The 24,149-nt window shown below is 42.5% G+C and carries 13 protein-coding genes; 6 read left to right on the forward strand and 7 right to left on the reverse strand.

The annotated features are described in order from the left end of the window. Positions 1-98 precede the first annotated feature (98 nt). Positions 99-965, reverse strand: coding sequence for a YihY/virulence factor BrkB family protein (locus ACZW67_RS11725; protein WP_465183389.1), 867 nt, complete (start codon positions 963-965; stop codon positions 99-101). A gap of 50 nt (positions 966-1,015) precedes the next feature. Next, the gene (locus tag ACZW67_RS11730; protein ID WP_465183390.1) at positions 1,016-2,653 is read right to left on the reverse strand and encodes a TolC family protein; all 1,638 of its coding nucleotides are present in this window, start codon (positions 2,651-2,653) and stop codon (positions 1,016-1,018) included. 453 nt (positions 2,654-3,106) lie between these two features. Here ACZW67_RS11730 and glpK point away from each other — a divergent pair, with 453 nt between their 5' ends. The 4 genes from glpK (at position 3,107) to ACZW67_RS11750 (ending at position 7,756) form a co-directional block, all read left to right on the forward strand. Then, the gene (glpK, locus tag ACZW67_RS11735) at positions 3,107-4,690 is read left to right on the forward strand and encodes a glycerol kinase GlpK (protein ID WP_465183391.1); all 1,584 of its coding nucleotides are present in this window, start codon (positions 3,107-3,109) and stop codon (positions 4,688-4,690) included. Between the two features lie 280 nt (positions 4,691-4,970). After that, entirely contained in the window at positions 4,971-5,483 is a 513-nt protein-coding gene (locus ACZW67_RS11740; protein WP_465183392.1) for a hypothetical protein, read from the forward strand. Between the two features lie 297 nt (positions 5,484-5,780). After that, positions 5,781-6,809, forward strand: a complete 1,029-nt coding sequence (locus ACZW67_RS11745; RefSeq protein ID WP_465183393.1) for an endonuclease/exonuclease/phosphatase family protein — start codon at positions 5,781-5,783, stop codon at positions 6,807-6,809. Positions 6,810-7,057: 248 nt separating this feature from the next. Beyond that, positions 7,058-7,756, forward strand: coding sequence for a TetR/AcrR family transcriptional regulator (locus ACZW67_RS11750; RefSeq protein WP_465183394.1), 699 nt, complete (start codon positions 7,058-7,060; stop codon positions 7,754-7,756). Positions 7,757-7,861: 105 nt separating this feature from the next. Here the strand turns inward: ACZW67_RS11750 and ACZW67_RS11755 are convergent, their stop codons facing one another. The 5 genes from ACZW67_RS11755 to ACZW67_RS11775 all read right to left on the reverse strand — a co-directional run bounded on the left by ACZW67_RS11755 (position 7,862) and on the right by ACZW67_RS11775 (position 18,740). Further along, the gene (locus ACZW67_RS11755) at positions 7,862-8,635 is read right to left on the reverse strand and encodes a hypothetical protein (RefSeq protein WP_465183395.1); all 774 of its coding nucleotides are present in this window, start codon (positions 8,633-8,635) and stop codon (positions 7,862-7,864) included. A 135-nt stretch (positions 8,636-8,770) separates the two neighbouring features. Beyond that, positions 8,771-14,098: an SdrD B-like domain-containing protein gene (locus ACZW67_RS11760; RefSeq protein WP_465183396.1), complete on the reverse strand. Its 5,328-nt coding sequence runs from the start codon at positions 14,096-14,098 to the stop codon at positions 8,771-8,773. Between the two features lie 135 nt (positions 14,099-14,233). Beyond that, on the reverse strand, positions 14,234-16,324 hold the full coding sequence (locus ACZW67_RS11765) for a beta strand repeat-containing protein (RefSeq protein WP_465183397.1): 2,091 nt from the start codon (positions 16,322-16,324) through the stop codon (positions 14,234-14,236). A gap of 40 nt (positions 16,325-16,364) precedes the next feature. After that, positions 16,365-16,832 carry a hypothetical protein gene (locus ACZW67_RS11770; protein ID WP_465183398.1) on the reverse strand — a complete coding sequence of 156 codons (468 nt, stop codon included), beginning with the start codon at positions 16,830-16,832 and terminating at the stop codon, positions 16,365-16,367. Between the two features lie 267 nt (positions 16,833-17,099). Continuing rightward, positions 17,100-18,740 carry a hypothetical protein gene (locus tag ACZW67_RS11775; protein WP_465183399.1) on the reverse strand — a complete coding sequence of 547 codons (1,641 nt, stop codon included), beginning with the start codon at positions 18,738-18,740 and terminating at the stop codon, positions 17,100-17,102. 613 nt (positions 18,741-19,353) lie between these two features. On the opposite strand from ACZW67_RS11775, the gene aceE reads away from it, so the two are divergent. After that, on the forward strand, positions 19,354-22,167 hold the full coding sequence (gene aceE / locus ACZW67_RS11780) for a pyruvate dehydrogenase (acetyl-transferring), homodimeric type (protein WP_465183400.1): 2,814 nt from the start codon (positions 19,354-19,356) through the stop codon (positions 22,165-22,167). Between the two features lie 25 nt (positions 22,168-22,192). After that, positions 22,193-23,938, forward strand: coding sequence for a 2-oxo acid dehydrogenase subunit E2 (locus ACZW67_RS11785; RefSeq protein ID WP_465183401.1), 1,746 nt, complete (start codon positions 22,193-22,195; stop codon positions 23,936-23,938). Positions 23,939-24,149 lie beyond the last annotated feature (211 nt).

Raw genomic sequence — 24,149 nt, forward strand, 5'->3', positions numbered from 1 at the left:
AGTAATTTTGTCAATATGTTCATATTAACGGCAATTCCTTCCTTGTTTATCTACAATTTTTCTCATTTTAAGCCTCACAATCTAATTGATGACACGGCCTAGTAAACACGGGTAGCATAAGGTTTGGCGCTTTCTATGGCTTCAGAATTAAAAATCGCACCAAAGGCCACGATAAATGCTGAATAATAAAGCCACAGCATAATGACCACAGCCGCTGAAAGCGCGCCAAACTCAGCGCTATAGTTATTAAAGTTCTGTACATAAATTGAAAATATGACAGACAATAAAATCCAAAGAACGGTGGCCAGCGCTGCTCCTGGCACCAGTTTCTTTAGCGCTACGGCATCACGGTTTGGTGCTAGGCGATACAAGCCTAAAAAGCTTAAAAATATGATACCTGCCAATATCGGCCATCGGCTCCAAAGCGCAATGGTCTTAGCTATCTGAGGGAAAGGAAAATAGGTCGCCCCCAAAGGTATGATAGCAATAGAGGAAACCGCGATAATCAACACAACTACTGCTGCAAGGGTCAAACCAACGGCTCTGATGGTACCTTGTATAAAGCCGCGCTCTTGGGTGATATGAAAGGCAAGATTGATCAGAATAATTAAAAACTTAATACCTTTAGAGCCAGCATAAAGGGCGAGTAAGCTCGATAAAACAAGGCTGAGCGTTAGTGTAGACGTGGTACTAGAGACCAAATCACTCAGACGTGAATTTAGGATTTCATATACTGTATCAGGTATAAATGGCTGCAAAAGCGCAATCTGTTCTTGCATCTCAGCGGGCGAAAACGCAAGGCCATATAGCAGTACAAATACCGCCATTACTGGAAAAATGGACAGAAAACCAAAAAATCCCACGCTCGCGCAATGTGCCCAAACATTAGAGCTGTTCGCGATACGCCAAGTTTCTAGTAAAGTCTGTAGCCAGCTATTTGTTGATGTAGAAGTTGGTTCTTTCATAAGACAGGTATTCGCAATAGGCTGATTAATTAATTACTCATATCAAATTATTATTCGTTATACAAAGTCGGCAATTGAATGTCGGCAGCATTCAAATAAGCGTTAAACGCGAGAGGCGTGCCGCAGCTTTGCATGAGCGCCGCCAGTGATTGTACGTAGCTGTTTGCTGCTTGTGCTTGTTCAGTACGTGCTTTGAGTGACTGTGTCTGAGCCTGCACCACCTCGATAGGGGTATTCACACCTTCTTGTAGCCCCAATCGGCGCAAACGCAGTACTTCTGCAGCCAGATCAACATTGCTTTGTAGTGCTTGATAACGTGATTGAGCATTGTTGACATCGTGCCAGTTCTTTTCGACCAGCAGCAGCAGATTGTCACTGACTTCAATTTCAGATAAATCCGCTTGGCGAATTTCGGCATTGCTCGATGCCAGTGATGCCGTTTTATCTAGTCCGCCCCATAGTTTCCAGCTTGCCGAAATACCAGTAACCCAACTGGGGTCTTTTTCAACTTGACTATAGCCATACAGCATGACGGTGGGCTTATAACCCGTATCGGACAATGCGTGTAACTGCTGTGCTTGCGCACGTTTGGCCGCTACTTTTTGTAGACCTGGATGATTGGTTAGTGCTAAGTCTTGAAAGTAATTTACATCTGGTAAGGGACGACTAGAGACAAATAGTGGAGTGGTAGGTTTGATGCGATATTCGGTACGCAATAGGCGTTGCAAGGCCATCATCGCAAGACGTGCATCATTGTTGGCATTGACGGATTCGCTTTTTGCATCGGCCAGTGCAGACTGCGCTTCCAACCGATCAACACGAGAGATGAAGCCTTCTTCAAACAGTCGCTGAGCCATATGGTCCGTCTGTTGCAGAGTATCATAAGCGTCTTCGCGTAAGTAGGCTGCAATGATAGCTAACTGCGCTTTGAAATACCGCTCAATCAACGTGTTATATAGCTCATTTTTATCCAACAAACTGTCTGCAACGGCTTCTTGAGTACGAGCATCAGAAGCGCCTATTAAGGCGGTTGTGCGTCCAGCGGTATAAATAGGCCATAAGACACCAAGTCCTGCACCCGATGTTGAGCCCGAGCGTTTTATATTATAAGAATCTGGGATACGCTCATCAACCAATCCATCAAAATCGGGCAAGTTTGGTATAGCTGGGACGATGCTGTCTATTTCGCTGACAACACCACTTTTGAGTGATGATAAATCAACATCAGTGTCCAGATGGTAAGCAGTCGCTGATACTCGTGCAAATACCAATGGGTTGTCTAAGGTGCTTAGCGCATCAGTCTGATAATCACTGGCGGCGATTGCTGCTTGATTGGCAGCGATTTTCGGCGATACTTGTAATAAAATATTTTGGGCTTGTTCGAGACTCAATAAGCTAGGTACTTCTAAAGAATAACTATCATCGATACTTTTATGAGTAATTGGGTCGATAACCGTAGATAGACCAATTGGTTGCTGAGCTTTATTCAGTTCTTGGTTTGTAGTAATTGAGCTGTCTTGGGCATGGGTTTTTTGAATATCGCTTGGATAGTCGGCATCAGTAATTTGTGTCACATTATTCTGGAGCTCAGTATTACTCTCGTTTGCGCTTGCGACATTGGATGCCGCTGAAGCTATAAGCGCAACCATCATCACCGAATTAGATAGAGTCGATAAAGCAAATTTCATAAGTCACATAAGCCATTAATTAGAGTGCAAGGTGTTTTGGTGTCAGATAACGTCTTAACTATAGCGAAAGTATGAACCATTGTAGCTATTTACTGATGGAGAAAAGCCGAAATACTAGCCTATTACAGAGACCAGAACTTTGTTATCAATAACAAAGCGTACACTGTAGTGCCACAATGGTGACGGGTCAATGCTCAATATTCTCCTGTTTTCTATTGTATAGTCAATAGCAGTATGATAGAGAGCTGATTTAGTTTTAAAATATTCGTTTATAAGTAATGTGATAGCGAATACCATGGGTGGCGTATTTTTAGGTTTGAGCGGATTAGTATTAAATAATTATTATTTTTAAATGACATTATTAGGTAATGTAAGCAGTAATACGTAATGAATGATTGAATCATTGCACCAATTAATAAATCGTATAAACAATACCAGTAGAAGGTGGGTGGCATGGCAGGATACATTTTGGCTTTAGATCAAGGGACAACATCGAGTCGCGCGATATTGTATGATGACCATGCACGTCCGATAAAAATGGTACAGCAGCCGACAACGCTGCAAACACCCAAAGCTGGATATGTCGAGCAAGATGCCCAACAAATTTGGCAGACACAGATTAGCTGTGCACATGATGTGATCAATCGGGCAGGCCTACTTGCTACCGATGTCGCCAGTATTGCGATTACCAATCAGCGTGAGTCGATTGTTATTTGGGATAAGCAAACGGGTAAGCCCTTAGCGCCTGCTATTATTTGGCAAGATCGCCGTACGGAACGCTATTGTCAAACATTGGCTGTGGAAAAGGTTACTAATGATAGCGATGAAGACATGGCAAGTGAAGTACAACGCATCACAGGCTTACGTCTAGATCCTTATTTTAGTGCCAGTAAAATTGCTTGGTTGCTCGAAAACAATCCCAAATTGAGCGTGCGTGCTAATAGGGGTGAAATCGCGGTCGGTACTATAGACAGTTGGCTTATTTATAAACTGACTGGCGGAGAGCATGTCATTGATGTGACCAATGCTTCTCGTACGTTACTATATGACATTCATAAACTGGCGTGGTCAGAGGCGCTGTGTTCTCGTTTTTCAATACCAATGAATATATTGCCAAAAGTCCTGTCCTCTGATGGTGATTTTGGCAAAACTAAAAAAGGATTGTTTGCTAAGCAGATACCCATTCATGCTGTATTGGGTGATCAGCAAGCAGCGCTTTTTGGGCAAGGCTGCCTCGATGCTGGCATGGCAAAAAACACTTATGGTACAGGGTGTTTTATGCTGATGAATATTGGCCAAAAACCAAAACTCAGTGAGCATAAATTATTGACGACCATCGCGTGGCAGAGAAAATCTATGCCAACTCGTCCAGAGAATCTATCGTTTGATCAAATCGTGCAATCGGGCAAGCGCATGCTACAGCCACCCAAAAAAGAAGTGACCTATGCATTAGAGGGCAGTGTGTTTATGGCGGGCGCGATCGTCCAGTGGCTGCGTGATAATTTGGGTATGATTCAAAAAAGCAGCGATGTTGAAGACTTGGCACGACAGGTAGACAGTAGTGAAGATGTGGTTTTGCTACCTGCATTTACAGGACTTGGCGCACCTTATTGGCGCTCTGATATCAGCGCCAGTATCACGGGCATGAGCCGTGGCACTACTAAATCTCATATTGCGCGTGCAGCTCTAGAAGCAGTGGCTTATCAAACTTACGATGTCCTCATAGCTATGCAAAAAGACAGCCCTCATCCGCTGACCGAGCTAAGAGTAGATGGCGGTGCGGCCAACAATGATTTGCTGATGCAGTTTCAGGCTGACTTACTTAATGTACCAGTACTGCGCCCGAGAGATACAGAAATTACTGCCAAAGGCGCTGCGTTATTGGCAGGTCTAAAAACTGGGCTATATGACGAAGCAACGATGCGAGCATCATGGCAAGTTGAGCGGATTTTTGAACCTACAATGTCCAGCGATATTCGTGAGCAACACCTCAATAAATGGAGACAAGCTGTTGAACGAGCATTAAGAATGGTATAAATGGTCGAACAGTATCATTAAAACGCTGTCACTAATTAACGGAAGATTACTTAACGTTGTCGAGTGTTCTACAAAAACGTTATAAAGATACAGGCTGTAACGCAACGCAATCGCAACTTGGACACAGTTTACATAACCTATCTATCTGTTGTTATCCATAAATTCTTATACTTTAATCGAATTAAGCGAAAGTGATGATTCTTCAGTAATTGATAAATAAGCACTTAAGAAACAGGCACTTAATAAATCGAATTTATAACAAATAATTAAGGATAATAATATGAGTAACCATGACAGTATTGATCGCAGTGAAGTAAAACATATGTCAAAAGAGACAAAGCAAGACTTAAATGCAGACATTATCACTGGTGAGCCAGGCTCACACCCACTAGGAACAGGGATTGGTGGTATAGGCGGTGCAGCAGCAGGCGCAGCTATTGGTACAATGGCAGGTCCATTGGGTACTTTGATTGGTGGCGCTATTGGTGCTATCGTTGGCGGCGGCGCTGGACATGCAGCAGCAGAAGCCATCGATCCTACCCATGAAGAAGCTTATTGGCGCGCAGAGCATGCCAATGCGGATTACTATAAAGAAGGCTATGACTTCGACCGTGACTTACATCCCGCCTATGCAGTAGGTTATGCCAACCGCGCTCGTTATCCTGTAGATGCGCATTTTGAAGATCATGAATCAGAGCTAGAGCGTTCATGGCACGAAGTAAAAGGCGAATCACGCATGGAATGGAACGATGCACGTAGAGCATCTCGTGATGCATGGAACCGTGTGTCGTAGTAGACGTTATGAAATTATTCGTGCTAATTAGTAAACTAAAATCAACTAAGAAAAGCTAACAGCACATTGAGTGTAAGTAAGCAAATAGTGTATAAGCTTACGCTCTCATAACCAGATTTAGCAAACTTGTAGATATTGCTCTACTAACACATATAATAAGTCATATTTATGCTATTTCGCAGCTCTCAAAGATTTCTTTGAGGGCTTTTTTACTGTATATTGTTTGTTATAAATACATGTTATTTCCAAAAAACACTATTAAAAACAAATGTTAAGAATAATAATAGTAGGTAATTCATGACTAATAATATAAAAGAGAATAATTCAAAGCAGTTTTATATCGCTACGGCTAATTTGCTAAATTTTGCCAACCCAGATCGTATTTATTACGAGAATGCCCCCGCTTATAATAGTGATGAGTATGAGCACAAACTACAGGGTATTAGTGATTTATTATCAAAAGCACATGCTGATATCATCGCTGTGCAAGAAGTATGGGACAGTGATGCGCTTGAAGCATTGGCAGTATCGTTAGGATTCAAGGCGGAGCATGTGGTTGTTCCCTTGGCCAGTAACGATGTGTCAAGTCCTTATACGCAAGGCAAAGGGGCACAAAACACGCCGGCTGTAGGTATTATCAGCCGTTTTGAACAGCTGGAAAGCAGCTTGTTAGAAGAGATTTTACCTAAGGCCGTGATTGATGTTCCTGATATTGGTCTTTATCAGCGATTTAATCGTCCGCCGTTGGTTGTACGCGTTAATGCATATGGTCAACCAATAACGATTATTACTGCTCATCTTAAGAGTAAGCGTGCTTTTTTCTTACGTGATAAAAATGGCAGCTTGTTAGAAGATATGGATGATCCTAATATTAGAGTCCGTGCCAAGCTGCGCAGTTTATGTATGCGCGCTGCAGAAGCCGCTTCTATTCGTATGTCTATTATAGAGCACTTGCAGCATACTCATGAGCCATTGATTCTATTGGGTGATATGAATGATGTCACTGGTGGTGTCACCACCCAACTAATGGCGGAAACGGGTGAAGTTAACTATGACAAAAGCATGCGTGATATCGCATTATTTGATGCCGCTCAGATTCAATCACGTTATGGCTGGATGAAAGATGTAGCATATACCCATATATATCAAGGTATGCCAGAAGTGATTGATCAACTATATGTTTCAGAAGAGTTTTTGCCTGACAGTAAGTTTGCACTTGGTCAGGTTGAACGGGTGGACTATTTCAATGACCATTTAAGATGGGATTATGCAGATAGAGTCATCGATCATGGTATTATAAGAGCGAAAATAAAACTTAATAATTAGTTTTATTATATTAAATTGCACTAGATGGTCAACTCTATTAGATTGTTGATTTACACATTATTTTTTAACCCATTTATCTCCCTTGCTTGATGGTGTACAAGCGTTTATGATGCGTCTCCTTTAGATGTAGTAGTGCTCATATTGACGCTATATTACTCACTAATAGGATGTAATTCTTTCATTTCGGATAAGTGTTATCCAATGAAAATTGTATTTATAAAACAGGGTGTAACCTTAAGAGACTTATGATGAGCGAAAATAAAGACGAAAAGATTGAAGATGTGTTGGTAGACTCGGAACTGGCAAAAAAACTTGTACCAAATAAGTTTAAGTTTACGAGTCAGCAAGGTCGTGCGCGCCGTCAGAAATTATTGGCTGGTGCCAAAAAGTTGAGCGAAACACAAGCGATTAACGACATTACGTTAGCGGCTGTGTGTGAAGAGGCGGGTATACCAAGAGCTTCTGCGTATCACTTTTTTCCTAATATTGAAGCAATATTTTTAGCATTGCGCTTTTTGAATGCTATTGAAATATTAGAAATGGTAGAAACGGTTGATGTTGGTAATTATGACAGATGGCAGGGCTATTTAACGGCACTTATTGAACATTGCATTACGATATTCCACAACGATAAGACCAAGGCCAAACTGATCTATGACACCAATACGCCTGATTTTGAAGGTGATAGTTTTGGTGAAGATATGGATCACCAAATTGTTGATTTAGTGTATAAGCGTCTATCAGAGCGTTATGAGATGCCAAACTTTGACGACATCAAGAACACATTATTGATTGCTTATAGTATTGTTAATGCAATATTCACCTTATCTTATCGTCGTCATGAGAGCATCACTCAAGATTATATTCAAGAAGCAAACACGGCGTTCATCGCCTATTTACGTTGCTACTTACCAGAGAAGCTACCACGTAAAAAAGTATCAGTGTAGAGCCATTGTCTTAAGAATGTATAGAAAAAGCCGACATAATATGTCGGCTTTTTTGTGTTTAAGATTTTAATAACTCTATTATCAATGAATTTGGCTATGATTGCTTTATGGAACTGGGATCAACACTTGCCCTTGGCAAACATCATCACCTGTGTCCAAAGGGGCATATTGCTTATAATAGCGGACGATTAGCTGTTCTAAACTTACATTGGTTTGTGAGTCGTGCGCGTTTACATAAGCCTCGCGTGCTTGTTCAAGCCAGCGGTCTGCCATACGAAAATGCATACTTGACTCTCGCCAGCCGCGCTCACATTGATTGGTGGCTGCCCAAATGAGAGCCACTTCGCTAAATGCTATCTCACGTGGTGCTGAGGCGATACCATCACTATTTTTAAGAGCATTTAAAGTCGCCCATAAATCAGGACGCATAAGAGAAGAGTTTGAAGGTATGTCTTGATGTATTGCGATGTTTTGTATCGTATCAGTCTCTAGCGCTTGCAGTATCGACTCGGCCATTTCTGTCGCTATACTACCAGCAGATGATTTGCTATTCATACTGTCTTGATTAATAGCGTAGTTTAGCCATGCTTGTGCCTTGTAAGCAAGGTACTGTTGCTGAGTAGTTTTATCAGCTTGTTGGTAAGGCTTCAGCTGATCTACCATACAGTTCAGGACGCGTTGCTCATTACTTTGGTATCTATAAGAAGGCTCTTGATCTTGAGCGTCATTACGACAGTCAGTAATGCTATGTTTATCTGTGATCTGTGCAGTATCACTTTCTGCCAAAACAGGTGAGACAGTTGTTAGCAGTACGGTTGCCGACAGTGCAGCATATATCGGCTGTTTGCGAGAAATGGTTTTAATAACAGATGTAAACATGGTACAAACCTTATATTAAGGTAATAAGTATTGATATTTAGCATCATTATGGCTAGATCTATGACCTATCGGCTGATGCTAAATAACAGAGTAAGTGCAACATTGTTCTCAGTAACTGAGAACAACGTTGTCAAACTATAAGGTAGAGTCACTGGCTAGGCGGTTGTTTTTGCGTGGATCTTCACGTTTGAACAAGTCTTCATCAAACTTAAAGCGCAATCTGAAGTAAGCGCCTTCTTGCGTACTGTCATCATAGGCAATATCTTCATCTTCAAAGCCCATGAAGTTGTAGCCAATGGATAACCAAAGATTGGTCATTGGGCTATAGCCTACTTCAGCACCAAGCATATAAGCCAAGTCATTTGCTTGCTCGTTCCAGTAAGTACCCGCTTGCATGCCGATATCCCAGCGCTCACTAATGTCATAAAGGCCGCGACCATAGACGGCATGAGCAGTGTTATCACTCGTCAACCCATCTGCTTTGTATTCTGTATATTTACCTGCATAGCGGCCAGACCATGTCATAGCACGCGTAGGATGGTAGTTACCGTTCCATGACCACACCATGGTATCTTTCTGATAAATATCATCGCCAGTATTATTGTCATCTAAACGATATTCAAACTTTGCAAGCATGTCTAGCTGGTTGCTATCGTAATCACGGTATGCTGCACCTAGCTGAAAACGGTTGATCGTACGATCACCATCGTCATAGTCAATACGTGAATAAATGTCTTTAGCAAGTAAAGTAATATCGTCGGTATAGCGGTATGCAATACCTGCGCTACCAAGTAATGTATCGCTCGTCTCGCCCCAACGTTTCTCAAAACGTCCTGATGCTTTGTAGTCTTCTTTTGCAAGATACTCAACGCCGATACCTGCCGCCGTTGCCGTGTTATCTTCTTCACCTTCAAGAGATTCAACGCGCTCAAATAAGGTATTTAAAGTCAGACCTTCTTGAACATACCACTTGTTTTTTAGACCGATAGCAGCTTCAGCTTCGCGAGCACTAATGGCATCACTCATGCGGTATTCGCTATAGACTTTGCCGTCTTTCATATAAGCGGCATCAAAACCGAAAACCGTACGCTGACGTTCATCAGTGTCATCAAGGCCATAAGTACCAGATAAGCTGTTGATCAAATCATGACGGGCATATAGTCGGCCCAAGCTTCCCATTGGAGTTTCACCACCAATAGACGTTGCATTACGTGAGCTGTGTTCAATATCTTGCTCATATTCTGCAAATACCAATGAGTTATTTAGTTTCGGCAAATGCGCCGTGATACGGGCGCGAGCAGTGGTGCCTTCGATATCCTCGTCCGCACTGCTGATACTGCTTAACGCTGACTGATTGATGATGTCGTCATTGAACAGGGTGTCGTTTGTGATGTCCAAAACATCTGTTGCAGCTTGAGTGTTACGTGAGGCAGCGGTTGCGTCTTGTTTGTAGTAGCGCACACCAATTTCACCAACGACGTTTTCAGTCAAGCGATGCTCGATACTGGCTTGTATACCTTCACTGCTAGCATCAGTAGTATGATCTTCTGTACGTATGCCTTCTAACGTTAACGCAGTTTGCTTACTATTTAAAGTACGGGTGATTTCTACACCAGATTCGGTACGCCCAGCAGTCAGTGGCGATGAACCAGTGACAAAACCTTCGTCAGCATCGTTGTAATAAGCTTTGGCACGTGTGTTTTTCTTGTTATCAAAATCAAGCTCGATACGGAATGCATTGCCTTCGACATTACTGTCGTTCAGCTCTGTGGTGTTAATCTGGTTACTTGGCTGAAAGTTTGGATTTTCAGCTTTGTTCATGGCATATTCAGCGACTAGCTTTAGCTTGTCATTGAATTTAATGACGCTATTCAGGCTAGCAAGCTCTTCTTTGTTAAGTGGATCATCACTATTGATATAACTACCGCCAATAGAAATTTTCTCATTTAACTGTTGCTTGGCTGCGATACCACCAACCAAGTAATCTTCACCACCTTCATCTACTTCTACTGTGACACGAATATAGACAGGGTTGCCATCAATATCTTGGCTGGCAATAGGACTCTTTAAATATAGGCTACGGCTAATAGGGTCAATTTCGTAATCAGCAAAACGTGTCAGTGTCTCACGGCTGACGATCAGTCCAGCATTGTTTGCGTCACGAGTGATGATTTCGATGGTTTCAGAGTTTTCTAGTACGGCATCAAAGTTCTCAGCCAACGGGTAAGGGCCTGAGATACCAAGACCACGAGTCTCATTGACACGCTGGCTTGTACTGGTCTCTGCTAAAAAAGCGGTAACACGAGTATTGCTGTCTTCAAACTGAGCTTTTAGGCCTGTCAAAGTACGATTGTATTGACCGAGCTTGATACCTTCATCGTTATCAATCTGAGTCTTTAGATCGCCATACATAGCGAACGAGCGACCTTTATCAAGGCGTACGTACAGCTTGCTAGTAGATTGGGCATCAAAGCCTTTAGCTGATGAGTCACCATAAACAGGATAGTATTCGCCAGGATCGATATCACGGAATAAACGTTCGCCTTTTTTATCACTGTCATATGCTAATGTCAGCAGATAGTCGCCGCGTACTTTGCCCTTGAGGAACATAGCAGCACGACCAGTCGCTGAATAGTTGTCATCGCCAGAAATTTCATTTAGCTCTTGCTCAAATGCGCCTTGAGCATCTGTAATACTACTGCCATCAAAGTCTTTGAGCGAGATAGCGCCTTCTACGATACCCACAGCAATCAGTGGACGCAGCTGAGCGGTAAACTGTAGAGGGATAATCTGTTTGCTACTGCCAGTGTCGATAACCAGCTCGCCTTTACCTGGTGCGCTAGGGGCGGTCACAGGAATCAATAGCTCGCCACCTGATACAATAACTTGGGTGCCGGCCTTGTCTTGACTACCGTCTTTCAGATTGATACGTCCGATGTTCGTGTCAATAGTAATCGGTGTTGAAGCGATGTATGGACGACCATCACGATCTTTTAGGCTGATGACGACTTGATATTCGCTGATACCGTCGGCAGCTACTAGCTGGGTTTGAGTACGATAGTCAATCGCTTGAAGGCTATCTGGCGTCAATACTTTGATCGTTTGTTCAGAGATGACCTTACCATTGATGTCGGTAGCCACACCGCGCAAGGTGTTCTTGCCGCGTTGTAAGTCCACTGCGTAATAATCGAAAGCAGTGACGTTTTGCTTTTCTTGCTCAGCTGTTTTACCTATTTTTTGCTCTGATACTGCTTTGCCGTTGGCGTATAGTGTGAATATTGATCCGAGCGGTGCTTGTACCTGTACTATTTGCTTATAAGAGCTAAGCTGTTGACCTTCGTTTAAGTTGATAAAGGCAACATCATTATTAGCGACTTCTTTTAGGTATAGCTCTAATTCTTGTTCGAGGGGTGGTGCTACTGTCGTCACAGCCATGTCAACGCGTTTGCTTGCTTCACCAACCATATCATTGACGATTGCAGAGTCGCAATTATTACCAAGATCTAAATCGCCGTTGATATTACAGCCACTGGCATCGACATTGTCAGTAGTATCGGTGTTATAGTCAGAGTCTAGTGTCAGCTCTGTTTTTACCGCTTGCTCTAAGGTATCGTTTTTAGCACCTACTGATTTGCTGCGAGCGACTAGCTCAGCATTCAAGCGTTCAGTGCTATCACCCATGCCACCAACGATAGCAAAGTCAGCCCGATGGAGTTCGCCATACTTCAAATCGACAAAACGGCTACCAGCATCACCAGCATTTCGATTGCTTTGGGTGACCATCTCGGTTGCATGAGGAATGGTGGTGCGGTCTACTTTCAGGACGTGTGTCTTTGCACTGATCCCATAGAAATTATACTTACCTTCAGGATCAGTAACCACAAAGTTACCATTTTCCATGTAGATACGGACGCCAGCGACACCCAGCTCGCCGTCTTCTTTTTGTTGAATACCGTCACGGTTGATATCGTGGTAGACCTTACCAATGATAATGCCATCCGTATTCATGACGCCGCGTTCTACATCAATTTTCCATTGCGCTTCTCTTGAGGCAACACTTTGACCTTGGTCATTGCTAGCCACCGCAGTCGCACGGTTGATACCGTCACCACCTAATGATGAGGCACCAATCAACACACGATAAGTTATCTTTTTACTTTCGCCAGTTGCCATATTACCTAAGCTTAGCACCTGATACTTACCATCAGCCTTAAACTCAGTAGTCTGTGCTTGATTGATATCTACATTGGTCGTTGGGCTGACACGCACACTGTTATCAACGTAATCAAAACCACGTGGTAGGGCATCTTTTAGCTGTACATCGTAAGCCGTAGCATTACCGTTATTCGTAACATTGATGGTATAGCTGACATAATCTCCAAGATCAGCGCTTTTGACGTCACTTTCTTTGGTCACGACTAAGCTTGCATTGTCATCAATGATATTGATTTGCGTATTTAGATCATCGATACGAACAGTAAAGTCGCTAGCAGTTGGTAACTGATCAGTACCTGTACCGACAGAAGGGTCGATACAAGCATCTAAACTGGCAGTCAAGGTATCGTTGACCAAGGTCTGGATAAATTTATCATCAATAGCATTGGCATTATTTTGTGTCGGGGCAGATAGACGGTATTTACCTGTGTTATTGCCTGTCTCGATGCCTTTGAGAGAGTAAGTGTCACCCGTTAGTGGAGACTTAACCGTGATCCATACCTGATCTGGCTTATCAGTTTGCACGTTACACTGAGCATAGCTTGCATCAATGTAGACGTTTTCGCCGATTTGTGAGGTGGCTTTGGTTTCATCAAACTGAGGCGTGGTAAATTTTATCTCAGGCTCGATGATAACAAGTCTGTCGATCGCTTCAACCGCTGCTATTGATGGGTCTTCTAGTATGATAGCGCCAATTTTTACATCAGCAGTATCGCCATCTTCACCATTGATATCTGATAGCGCTTGTACGATAAGTTGAATGCTTTCGCTCTGACCAAGTTTGATTTGAGCGCTCAGGTTATCGAGCATGATTTGTCTATCTGCTGAATCAACTTTTCCATTGTTATTAAGGTCTTGATAGACCTTTAAATTAGAAACCGTTGGTGATATAGCAAGTGTTAGCTCAACCGTTTGCTCGCTATAGCTTGTATTACTAAGTACGTTAACCCAACTTACCTCTGTATTAGGCATGACAGTGCGTAGAGGCTGCTGAGTCAAGCTAATACCGTATTCAGGTAGACTTGAGGCTTTTACTTGTACTTGGTTTGATTCAGTACTGATGACTGCAGTAGTCTGACTGTCAACACTGTAGTTCGCTTGAGCAGTGTTGTTTATTAGCTGTACCAATGAATCAGGTGCAGCAAAGGCTGTATTTGATTGCATAAGCAACATAGCAAGCGTCAAAGTAGAAACTTTGGCTGTACATGACGTGATGCTTTTAGACGTATTGATTACAGTCGATGTCATAATAAGTCGCTTATCCAATAAAACATAAAGGGTTAATGGGGTGGTAACCTTCTAGCTTGATTGGGGCAAAAAACCGTTCAAGCTAGAAGGTGGGTCTATAAGCATCCTAGGATGCTTGTAGATTTAAATTAAAAATTAACGAGCGTTTTTGATCTTAACTTTAAAGGTTAAAGTAGCAACGCCTTGCGGTACTAATGTTGAAGCTGTCGTACTAACAGCAGTAGTGCTGGTAGAAGCTGCAGTAATAGAAGATCCATTTCCAGTAACACTAGAAGCCGGAGAGCCAGTTACCAAATCCGCACCAGCTGAGAAGTTAGACAATAAATCCGAAATAGTTAATCCTGTGACATTAAAACCCGAAGCTGCTGTTGGAGTGCTAGTTTGTATAGCAGAGGAGGTATTAGTCGCATTGATACGATAAATGATACATTGATCAGGTGATGCATTAGCTATTGCGTCTTTACTGAAGCTAGCGTCAGCAACTGTGCCTGCACAAGTGGCATCTAGAGCTTGAAACTTCTCTAAAGTTAGACCTTTAACGTTAGTCTTATCAGTAACTGGCAAAATAGTAGGTGCACCATTACCAGCTGCGGTCAGAGTGACGATAGTATTTTCAGAGCTAGGAATGACAGCAGCTGTAGAAGTCACTTTGTAATTGATCGCTAACGTACCGCCTGGTGCTATACCACTAGGTAATGTCGTACTATTGATAAGATATGAAGTACCACCAGAAACAGTAGGTTGAAGCGTTGTAGTAACTACCGTTCCATTATTAGGTGGTGTATAAGTAACAGTGACTGGGCCTACAACAGGAGCAACGGCTCCATTCACGCCACCATCAGTGATGGTAAAGGTCAATGGGTTTGCAGTAGTACCTTCAGTATCACGACCATTGTTGACGATGTTAGTCGTGTGTGTGACTTGTCCCGCTGTTCCTGAAGTAGGCGCAATTTCTCTAGTCGTTTCATTGTTCAATACAATCGCGCGATTGCTAAAGCTAGTAACGGCCGCCGTATCTTCACCAACTTCGCCAGCGTCATCAGCGGTAGTAGGAACCCTAGTATAATCTAGAGTCTTGTCTGTACTATCTAAGATATCGTAGTGAGTACCAACTGTAGGAGTAACAGGTAATGCGCCAACATTACCGACAAACTTGTCATAGACGGCCGCGTTGTTAGTCGCAGACGCACCAGCAGTAGTGTAGCTGGCTTTATCAACATTAACCTTGAAAGAGACAACTTGGTTTGCGCCAACCGCTAAGCTTGGTACCGCGATATCAATAATCTGTTTACCATCAGCAGTTTTACTAGTACTAGTAACTGTCAAACCCGATGCTGTCACATTACCAGTTAAGGTCATACCTGCAGGTAGTACATCTCTGATAACGAAATTATCTGCGATAGCGCTATAAGCTGTATCGACGTTAGTTACGGTGATTTTGTAGTCAATCTGAGGGTTAGTAGCTGACAAATCCACATTACTAGTTGCTGTTTTTGCGATCTTAAAGGTAGGCAGTTTAACGATGATTTGGTTTTCGTTAACTAGAGTAGGAACTTTTGGAGTTGTGGTCGCAGCAGCAATAAAGGTACTCGTTGCTGTTAAAGTACCAACAGCAATGTCACCACCTAAACGCGTACTAGGTGTCGTTACTGTATAGCTAAGATCAGCTTTTAAGCCTGGTGGTAGTTTAATCTTGCCACCATTACTAAGAGTGCCAGTTTGAGCTTGACCTGCTAATGACGCAATTTGAGCAGTAGTTAACGCACTACCATTTGCTTGCAAAATAGTGAAGGTAATACCGTTTGCACCTGCAGTACCTAGAGGATAGTCTGGAGTAGCTGTAGTGATAGTATTATCGTTATCACCAGTAGTGTTAATCGTATAAGTATCAGCAACGTTACCGTTGTTGGTTAATGCATGATTAAACGTAGCACCATTACCTGGAGTAGTCGTTATATTCTCATTTTTGTCATCGGAAGCATCGGCACCATTAATGGCGACTAATGAGAAGTTAGCTGTCTCACTGACGTTGACAGTTACAGTGTTAGAAGTAACGGTTGGCTGAGCAACAGTACCGACACTATAGCTTGCAGTCGCGACGTTATTGATCGGGGCTGCACCATTACTCGTAGCTCCTGATTGAGTACCAGCATTGGCAGTAGTAACCCCCATTGCAGTTACAACACCAACAGCTAACACTGAATACTTAAAGGAATTTGGTTTCATGCGGTAGATCTCCAAAGAATGAAATTGGCAAGGTTAAGGGTTATTTGTTGACAATAGTATTAAGAGCAACTGCCGCTGCTTTTTTCGCGGGTAATAATTTAATATTCCAGCGTAGCGTACGGTATTCAGAGTAGGGTATCTTGACCATCTTGCCATCAACCTTGCGCATTAGAGGCATATCAGCATAGTTTTTGCCATCGATGCTGGCTTGTGCACTAGCAGGGTTTGCCTCACCTGTAAATGTCATATTTGCAGGAATAGGTAGCGTCACCATTAGGTCATTAATATCTTTATTAACGGTGTTGGTATAAGTTGCTTTGTATTGAATAACAGTCCCTGCTGGTGCTGTACGTACTGGCGAATAGACTGTTTTACCATCAGCATTTTTTATGACTTGATCGGCAGTCAGTTCCATTTTTAGAGCATCATCAGCATGAGCTATATTTAGCAAACAAGTAGAAGCTACAGTTGCTAACAGAATATTGTGTAAAAGTTTAAAACGTTTCATATAAAATCCTTTCTTAGACCTTACTATCATTGAGGTTATGATGTCTGGGTTTATATTAAAACTGTCTACAATTTGATATCAGTATTGTCTGTAGAAAGCTTACATATTCTCTTTATCTTATTGTCACGTAAACAATACAAATATTCACTACAAAGACGACAAAAGGTGTTTCGAGGTAGCCAAACGGTAAAAGCCCTATCTCATAAGACAGGGCTTTTTTTGTTAGAAACAAAACCAGTAATAACATAAGGTTGCAAGAAGGAATAGCTACTGAGTATTCACAGTACTTCCATACTTAGTATTAAAGTAAAAATCTCGTTTTGCTCTTGACGATAATGTAAGAGATTTAGTTTTCACCTCACCATTTGTTCCAATTGGTGGATTCTCAGTAGCAGTATAGTCAGTTGTGGAAAGTGCAGGGTTGGCTAATACGGATGTAACCATAGCGCCACCTTTACCTTGTTGCTGAAGAACATCCTTCATCACAAAATTATTAATGTCAATATTTGCACGATTAGTAGCAGTAATTCTATAGGCAATACATTGCCCAGGTACGAGATTGCCATTGATACTACTTTCGCTAAAGCCTTTTGTAGGGTCTGAATTTCCTGAAGTATTTATAGCAGTCGCAGTGTAGTTGATCGTTGATGGACAATCATTAATATATTGAGCTTTTCTGAGTACCAATGCAGCATTTTCAGAAATCACTCTACCAAAGTCATTGTTTAAATAGTTATAGGTAGTTGGTGAGAAAATAATCTTTCTGCTTTCACTGTTAGTGCGAATAGGGTAAGTGGTACCTGTTCGACTCTCTATCAGGCAGAGATCAGTATTATTAGCCAATGTTGTTCCAGAAATACTAATCTGATATTCACCGACAGGATCCTTGTCACCAGTGATTGATTGTGTCGGATAAGTAGTAGATGTATTAGAGCAATTAGCTAGCCGTACTGTACTACCTGTAATACCTGTTTCTGGTGCAGAAGGGTTAAACACACCATTGAAATAATTGGAATTGTTTGCATAATTGCCAGTGGTCAGATTAGCGTTGGTAGCACTTGCCTGAGTAGCAGTGATACCACCATTATCATCAAATACCGTACCAGAGAATATATACTCTGGGTTGTAACAGTAATTGTCTAAACGAAACTCTATTCGCTGAGCAGTAGGAACAGTAACATTACTAGTATTGGTATAGCGTATTGTGACTGAGGAGACCGGTTCAGAGAAACTGATGGAACCTTGGCACTGTGTATCTAAGTCCGAAGAGCAGTTGAAGTTTGCACTGTTAGCCGCTAGCCGTAGGCCTGATAAATTTGTTACCTTACTTCCAGAAGTAGTCAAGCTTTGAAAAGTACTAGGAAACGAATTGCTACTCTTCGTAACACCTGTTACTAGTACATAATCGTCCCAGCCAGTACCCGAACTAACGTTTTTATCAATATCAAATAGGCTTAATGCAGCATTATTTAAATAAATAGGTTTATCAGTTACGCTATTCCGAAAATTTAGTGTAACGTCTGTATATCCTTGTGGATTGCTAAACGTTCTCAAAAGACGGATAGCAGGGTTGACCGAAGTACCCTGAACAGTAGTACTAGAGGTGCTAACATTAGAGTCCGATACCTTCATATTTATTTTCAGAGGTATACCAGTTGATAAGGTACCAGACATATTTTCGTAGGTGTTTCCGGAAGAAGAAGTCAAAAGCTTAGAGTAATCGCTGACACCCAGACTGTCTTTAGTTGTGTAGTCAGGGCATATTGCACCTGGGTTGGCGACCAATGCAAACGATGCTGTATTTACAGATAGCAATGTAATGAAACTTATGAAGCCCAAAGTCTTACCTCTATAGCTCTTCATCGAACAAAAGGTTAGCCTATCTATGTTTCTTATAGCTCTGTACATGTCACTCTTCCCAAGAATCAAGTTTGCCTAATCGATACGATGGTTAACCATATTCGTACAAATATACCAATATAAGATATTAATGAGCAATGCAACTTTAATCTAGCTTAAAGTTACCAGCGGTCGATTTAGTACGATAGGGCGCATATTTTTGTTACGCAATTAATATAGGAATGCTTTTATGAGTAAAAAAACGTCCTTTTATATGACAAGTATTTTTAAAAAAACTAATCATTATTTATTTTAAAAATACTTGTCATATCTTCATTTCTCTACAGCTATAAACATCTAGGTCATAAGCGCCTATAATAGAGAGTTATTATCGTTTGATAATTGGCTGTAGGCGTTGAGTGATGACTTTGTCCTGACTAACTAACTATTTCATTCGTATGTAATGGATAGTACTGTTGCTTTTAGAATCGTTATATTGAACGGTTCGATATTGTGGAGCGGTGAAGTACAGTCATACAAGCTTCAATATGAAACGTAACTTCTTAAAATTAACAAGGAAGTCATTGAGCACATCATGTATGTAAGACAGTATTGAGTAATACTTTGATTTTATAAATTCCTGCTATTGAGTAGGATTGACTGACAAACAAGGACAACAAAGATGAATTATTATAAGGATGCTGATAGCACCGAAACACAGGAATGGCTGCAAGCTTTTGAGTCTGTACTCAAACATGCAGACAAAGATCGTGCTCAGTTTTTGCTAAAAGCTTTGTACAACATGGCAGTTCAAGAAGGACTGCCGTTCAATCGATTAGACACCGCTTACGTTAACAGTATTGCTGTCGAAGATGAGCCAATGTACCCAGGCGATCTAGGCATGGAGCGTAAAATACGTGCTTTGATTCGTTATAACGCACTTGCTATGGTTATGCGTGCCAATAAAAACGATGATGATTTGGGTGGTCACTTAGCGACATTCGCCTCTAGTGCGACACTTTATGAAACGGGTTTTAATCATTTCTTCCGTGCGGCTAGCGATCACTTCGGTGGTGACATGATTTATTATCAAGGTCACTCAGCGCCAGGTATCTATGCGCGCTCTTATTTAGAAGGCCGTTTGACCGAAGATCAGCTCGACAATTTCCGTCGTGAAGTGGGCGGCAAAGGTCTATCAAGCTATCCACATCCATATCTAATGCCTGATTATTGGCAGTTCCCAACCGTATCGATGGGACTTGGCCCAATCATGTCTATCTATCATGCCCATGTACATCGCTATATGGAAAATCGTGGATTGCTAGAAAAAGAAGGTCGTAAGATTTGGACGTTTTTAGGTGATGGTGAAACGGATGAGCCAGAAAGCTTAGGTGCTATTTCTCTGGCTGGTCGTGAGAAGCTGGACAACCTCATATGGGTAGTCAACTGTAACTTGCAGCGTCTTGATGGTCCAGTCCGTGGTAACGGTAAAATCATTCAAGAGCTAGAGTCAGTATTCCGCGGCGCAGGCTGGCGAGTCATCAAAGTTATTTGGGGTGGCAACTGGGATTCATTACTTGGTAAAGACCATACAGGTGTGCTTAAGCAGCGCATGGAAGAAGTGGTTGATGGCGAGTATCAGTTGTATGAAGCGCGCACGCCTGAATTTACCCGCAAAGAATTCTTCGGTAAATATCCAGAGTTAGAAGAAATGGCAGATGCGTTGACTGACGAAGAGATCTCGCGCTTAAACCGTGGTGGACATGATCCAGTTAAAGTTTATGCCGCATTTAGTGAAGCAATGAAAACCAAAGGTCAGCCAACGGTTATTTTGGTTAAAACCGTTAAAGGTTATGGCTTATCTGCTCAAACGCAAGCGGTCAATAAGTCGCATCAGATCAAGAAGCTTGATCAAGAAGCCTTGATGTATTTCCGTGATCGTTTCGACTTACCATTTACCGACGCACAGTTAGAGACCCTACCATTCTACCGCCCTGAAGAAGGTTCAGCGGAGATGAAGTATCTCAAAGGCCGTCGTGAAGCGTTGGGTGGTCATTTACCAAACCGTCGCAGTGGTCATATTCCACTGAATATCCCTGAATTATCGATGTTCGATCGGGTATTAAAAGGCAGTAATGGTAAAGAGCAATCGACGACCATGGTATTCGTCCGCTTACTATCAGCGATGTTAAAAAACAAAGACATCCAAGATCGCGTCGTACCGATCGTGCCTGATGAAGCGCGTACTTTCGGTCTAGAAGGTATGTTCCGTCAATTAGGTATCTACTCAGCTGTTGGTCAAAAATACACGCCAGAAGACAGTGAAGCATTGATGGGCTATAAAGAAGCCATCGATGGTCACATGTTAGAAGAGGGTATCAACGAAGCGGGCGCAATGAGTACTTGGATTGCTTTGGCAACCAGCTATTCTGTAAACGCTTTACCGATGATTCCAATGTATATCTACTACTCGATGTTTGGTTTCCAGCGCGTGGGTGATTTGGCTTGGGCAGCAGGCGATTGTCAGGCACAAGGCTTCTTATTGGGTGCAACCGCTGGCCGTACAACGCTTAACGGCGAAGGCTTGCAGCATCAAGATGGACATTCACAAATCTTGTTCAATGTCGTGCCTAACTGTGTGACCTATGATCCATGCTTTGGTTATGAGTTAGCAGTGGTTATGCATGATGGTTTACGCCGCATGTATGGTGAAGGCGAGCGCGTTTACTATTACCTAACGCTAATGAATGAGAACTATGAGCAACCTGAAATGCCAAAAGGTGCCGAGGAAGGTATCAAACGTGGTATGTATTTGCTCGAGGACAATGGCTCAGCACAAGTACAACTATTGGGCTCAGGTGTTATCTTACGTGAAGTGCAAAAAGCATCACAGATCCTAAAAGACGAGTTCAATATTACGTCTAACGTATGGAGCGTGACCAGCTTTAATGAGTTGACTCGTGACGGTATGGTCTGTGATGACTACAACCGCTTACATCCAATGGATGAAGAGAAAGTGCCTTGGGTGACTGAGCAATTGGCACCGCACGAAGGTATCGTCGTCGCTGCGACAGATTATATGCGTAACTATTCAGAGCAGATCCGTGCTTGGTTACCAGACAATCGTCCTTACACCACGCTAGGGACTGACGGCTATGGCCGCTCTGATACTCGTGAAAACTTACGCAGTTTCTTCAACGTTGATGCCGCGCATATCGTTGTTGCAACGCTTAAACGTTTAGCGGATGAAGGTGAAGTTGAGATGCGTCTGGTAAAAGACGCGATTTCAAGCCTAGGTATCGATGTCGATCAGCCACCTGCATGGCAACAGCAGTCTTATTCGGATCATTCTCCAGATGCGCCAGCACCAGGTAATGTCAATCCAACGCCTGTCCCTGAGTTTATCGCTGAAGACGACGAAGAAATCAGTAGTGAAGGTCGTGCTGAAGATCAAGCAGATGCAAATGTACTCAATGATGGTGATGTCAAAGAATAATAACCATAAGACTAGGAGATAAATCATGGACATTAAAGCCCCCGATTTGGGTGTTGATAGCGCCGAGGTCAGCGAGATTATGGTAGAAATCGGTGATGTCATCGCAAAAGATGACAACATCGTATTATTAGAATCTGACAAAGCCTCAGTTGAAGTCCCAAGCTCTGCTGCTGGTAAAGTTACCAAAATTAGTGTTGCGATCGGTGATCAAGTCAGTGAAGGTATGGTACTGATTGAGCTTGAAAGTGCAGAAGACAGCGCAGAAAGTGATGATAGCGCATCTGATGCCGATCAAAAAGCTGATGACGCAAAAGATACTAAGGCAGCACCAGAGACAGAAGCAAAAGCTGAGCCAGCTGAGACAGCTGAGACTGAATCAAAGTCATCAGAGTCTAGTGCAAAGCCTGTGTCTAACGCTGGCAAAGCCACGACTCATGCATTACCTGATCTAGGCGTCGATGAAGCGCAAGTTTCTGAGATTATGGTCAGTGTTGGTGACATCGTGACTGCGGATCAGTCGATTTTATTGATCGAATCTGACAAAGCCTCTGTCGAAGTACCAGCACCAGAAGCCGGCAAGATTGAAAAAATCTTAGTCCAGACAGGTGACATGGTCGCTAATGGTCAAGACTTTATCGTTATCATGAGCAGTGGTACAGACGCTGCTGATGAGAGTGAGTCTGCATCAGATAGTTCTGAGTCGAAAGATTCAGCACCAGCCAAATCAGAAGAGAAAGCTGCTGCTAAAACAACTGGTGAACCAAAACAGGCAGAAAAATCTACAACGTCTAATGTGGCCGCCAGTAAGAAAGCTGACAAGCTGACAGAAACACAAGTAAATGAAAAGCTGGTCGATGTCTATGCAGGTCCAGCCGTACGTAAGCTTGCACGTCAGTTGGGTGTGGATATCACAAAAGTGAGCGGTTCGGCACTGAATGATCGTATTCTAAAAGAAGACTTGTTTGCACATGTCAAAGAGAGTCTGACCACTCAAAAAGCAGCACCTGCTAGCAGTGGTGTGGCGAGTTCAGGCTTACCGAGCTTACCTGATATGAGTAATACTGAGATTTGGGGTGAAACATCGACACTAGACCTTAGCCGTCTACAGAAAGTATCGATACCACAGCTCAATTACAATACATTGCTACCACAAGTGACGCAGTTTGACTTATCAGATATCACTGAGACAGAAAAACTACGTGGTGAGCTAAAAGGTGGCATGAAGGCAGAAGGTATTGGCTTCACCATCTTGGCCTTTGTGGTCAAAGCGACTGCCTACGCATTGACTCAGCATCCACGCTTTAATAGTCATTTAAGCGATGACAATACTCAAGTTATCTTGCGTAAAAGTGTCAATATGGGTATTGCAGTGGCAACTGATGACGGCCTCATCGTACCTGTTATCAAAAACGTGCAAGATAAAGGTCTGAAGCAGATTGCTATCGAAATCGGTGAGCTTGCTGTTAAAGCGCGTGATAAGAAGCTCAGCACCAAAGATTTGCAAGGAGCTAGCTTTACTATCTCAAGCCAAGGTAATCTAGGTGGTACAGCATTTACACCATTGGTGAATTGGCCACAAGTCGGTATCTTAGGTGTGTCTGAGGCAAGTATGCAGCCACGTTGGGATGCCAAAAAGCAAAACTTTGAGCCACGTCTGATGCTACCGTTGTCGCTGTCTTATGACCATCGTGTGATTAATGGAGCAGATGCTGCAGTATTCACCCGTTATATTGCAACGCTACTGGCTGATCCACGCCGCATTTTGCTATAAATCTAAATATATAATAGTGTTGGTTTGAAAAAAGACTGTCTACGGACGGTCTTTTTTATGCGCTAAATTTTGAGCGTAATTAAGAGGTATCGAGTATGCACAAACAGGCGCCATTAGCATATTTATAATATAGGTGGACAGTGCCTGCTTGTATTGTCGCTAAACAACAGTAATAAAAAAGCCGGCAGATGCCGTCTTTTTTATTACTATA

Source organism: Psychrobacter sp. TPE 89C (genome assembly GCF_055522395.1).

Bases quoted from the DNA above. Each gene is read 5' to 3' on its own strand.
- ACZW67_RS11725 (WP_465183389.1), bottom strand. From the start codon at position 965: ATGAAAGAACCAACTTCTACATCAACAAATAGCTGGCTACAGACTTTA.
- ACZW67_RS11730 (WP_465183390.1), bottom strand. From the start codon at position 2,653: ATGAAATTTGCTTTATCGACTCTATCTAATTCGGTGATGATGGTTGCG.
- glpK (WP_465183391.1), top strand. From the start codon at position 3,107: ATGGCAGGATACATTTTGGCTTTAGATCAAGGGACAACATCGAGTCGC.
- ACZW67_RS11740 (WP_465183392.1), top strand. From the start codon at position 4,971: ATGAGTAACCATGACAGTATTGATCGCAGTGAAGTAAAACATATGTCA.
- ACZW67_RS11745 (WP_465183393.1), top strand. From the start codon at position 5,781: ATGACTAATAATATAAAAGAGAATAATTCAAAGCAGTTTTATATCGCT.
- ACZW67_RS11750 (WP_465183394.1), top strand. From the start codon at position 7,058: ATGAGCGAAAATAAAGACGAAAAGATTGAAGATGTGTTGGTAGACTCG.
- ACZW67_RS11755 (WP_465183395.1), bottom strand. From the start codon at position 8,635: ATGTTTACATCTGTTATTAAAACCATTTCTCGCAAACAGCCGATATAT.
- ACZW67_RS11760 (WP_465183396.1), bottom strand. From the start codon at position 14,098: ATGACATCGACTGTAATCAATACGTCTAAAAGCATCACGTCATGTACA.
- ACZW67_RS11765 (WP_465183397.1), bottom strand. From the start codon at position 16,324: ATGAAACCAAATTCCTTTAAGTATTCAGTGTTAGCTGTTGGTGTTGTA.
- ACZW67_RS11770 (WP_465183398.1), bottom strand. From the start codon at position 16,832: ATGAAACGTTTTAAACTTTTACACAATATTCTGTTAGCAACTGTAGCT.
- ACZW67_RS11775 (WP_465183399.1), bottom strand. From the start codon at position 18,740: ATGTACAGAGCTATAAGAAACATAGATAGGCTAACCTTTTGTTCGATG.
- aceE (WP_465183400.1), top strand. From the start codon at position 19,354: ATGAATTATTATAAGGATGCTGATAGCACCGAAACACAGGAATGGCTG.
- ACZW67_RS11785 (WP_465183401.1), top strand. From the start codon at position 22,193: ATGGACATTAAAGCCCCCGATTTGGGTGTTGATAGCGCCGAGGTCAGC.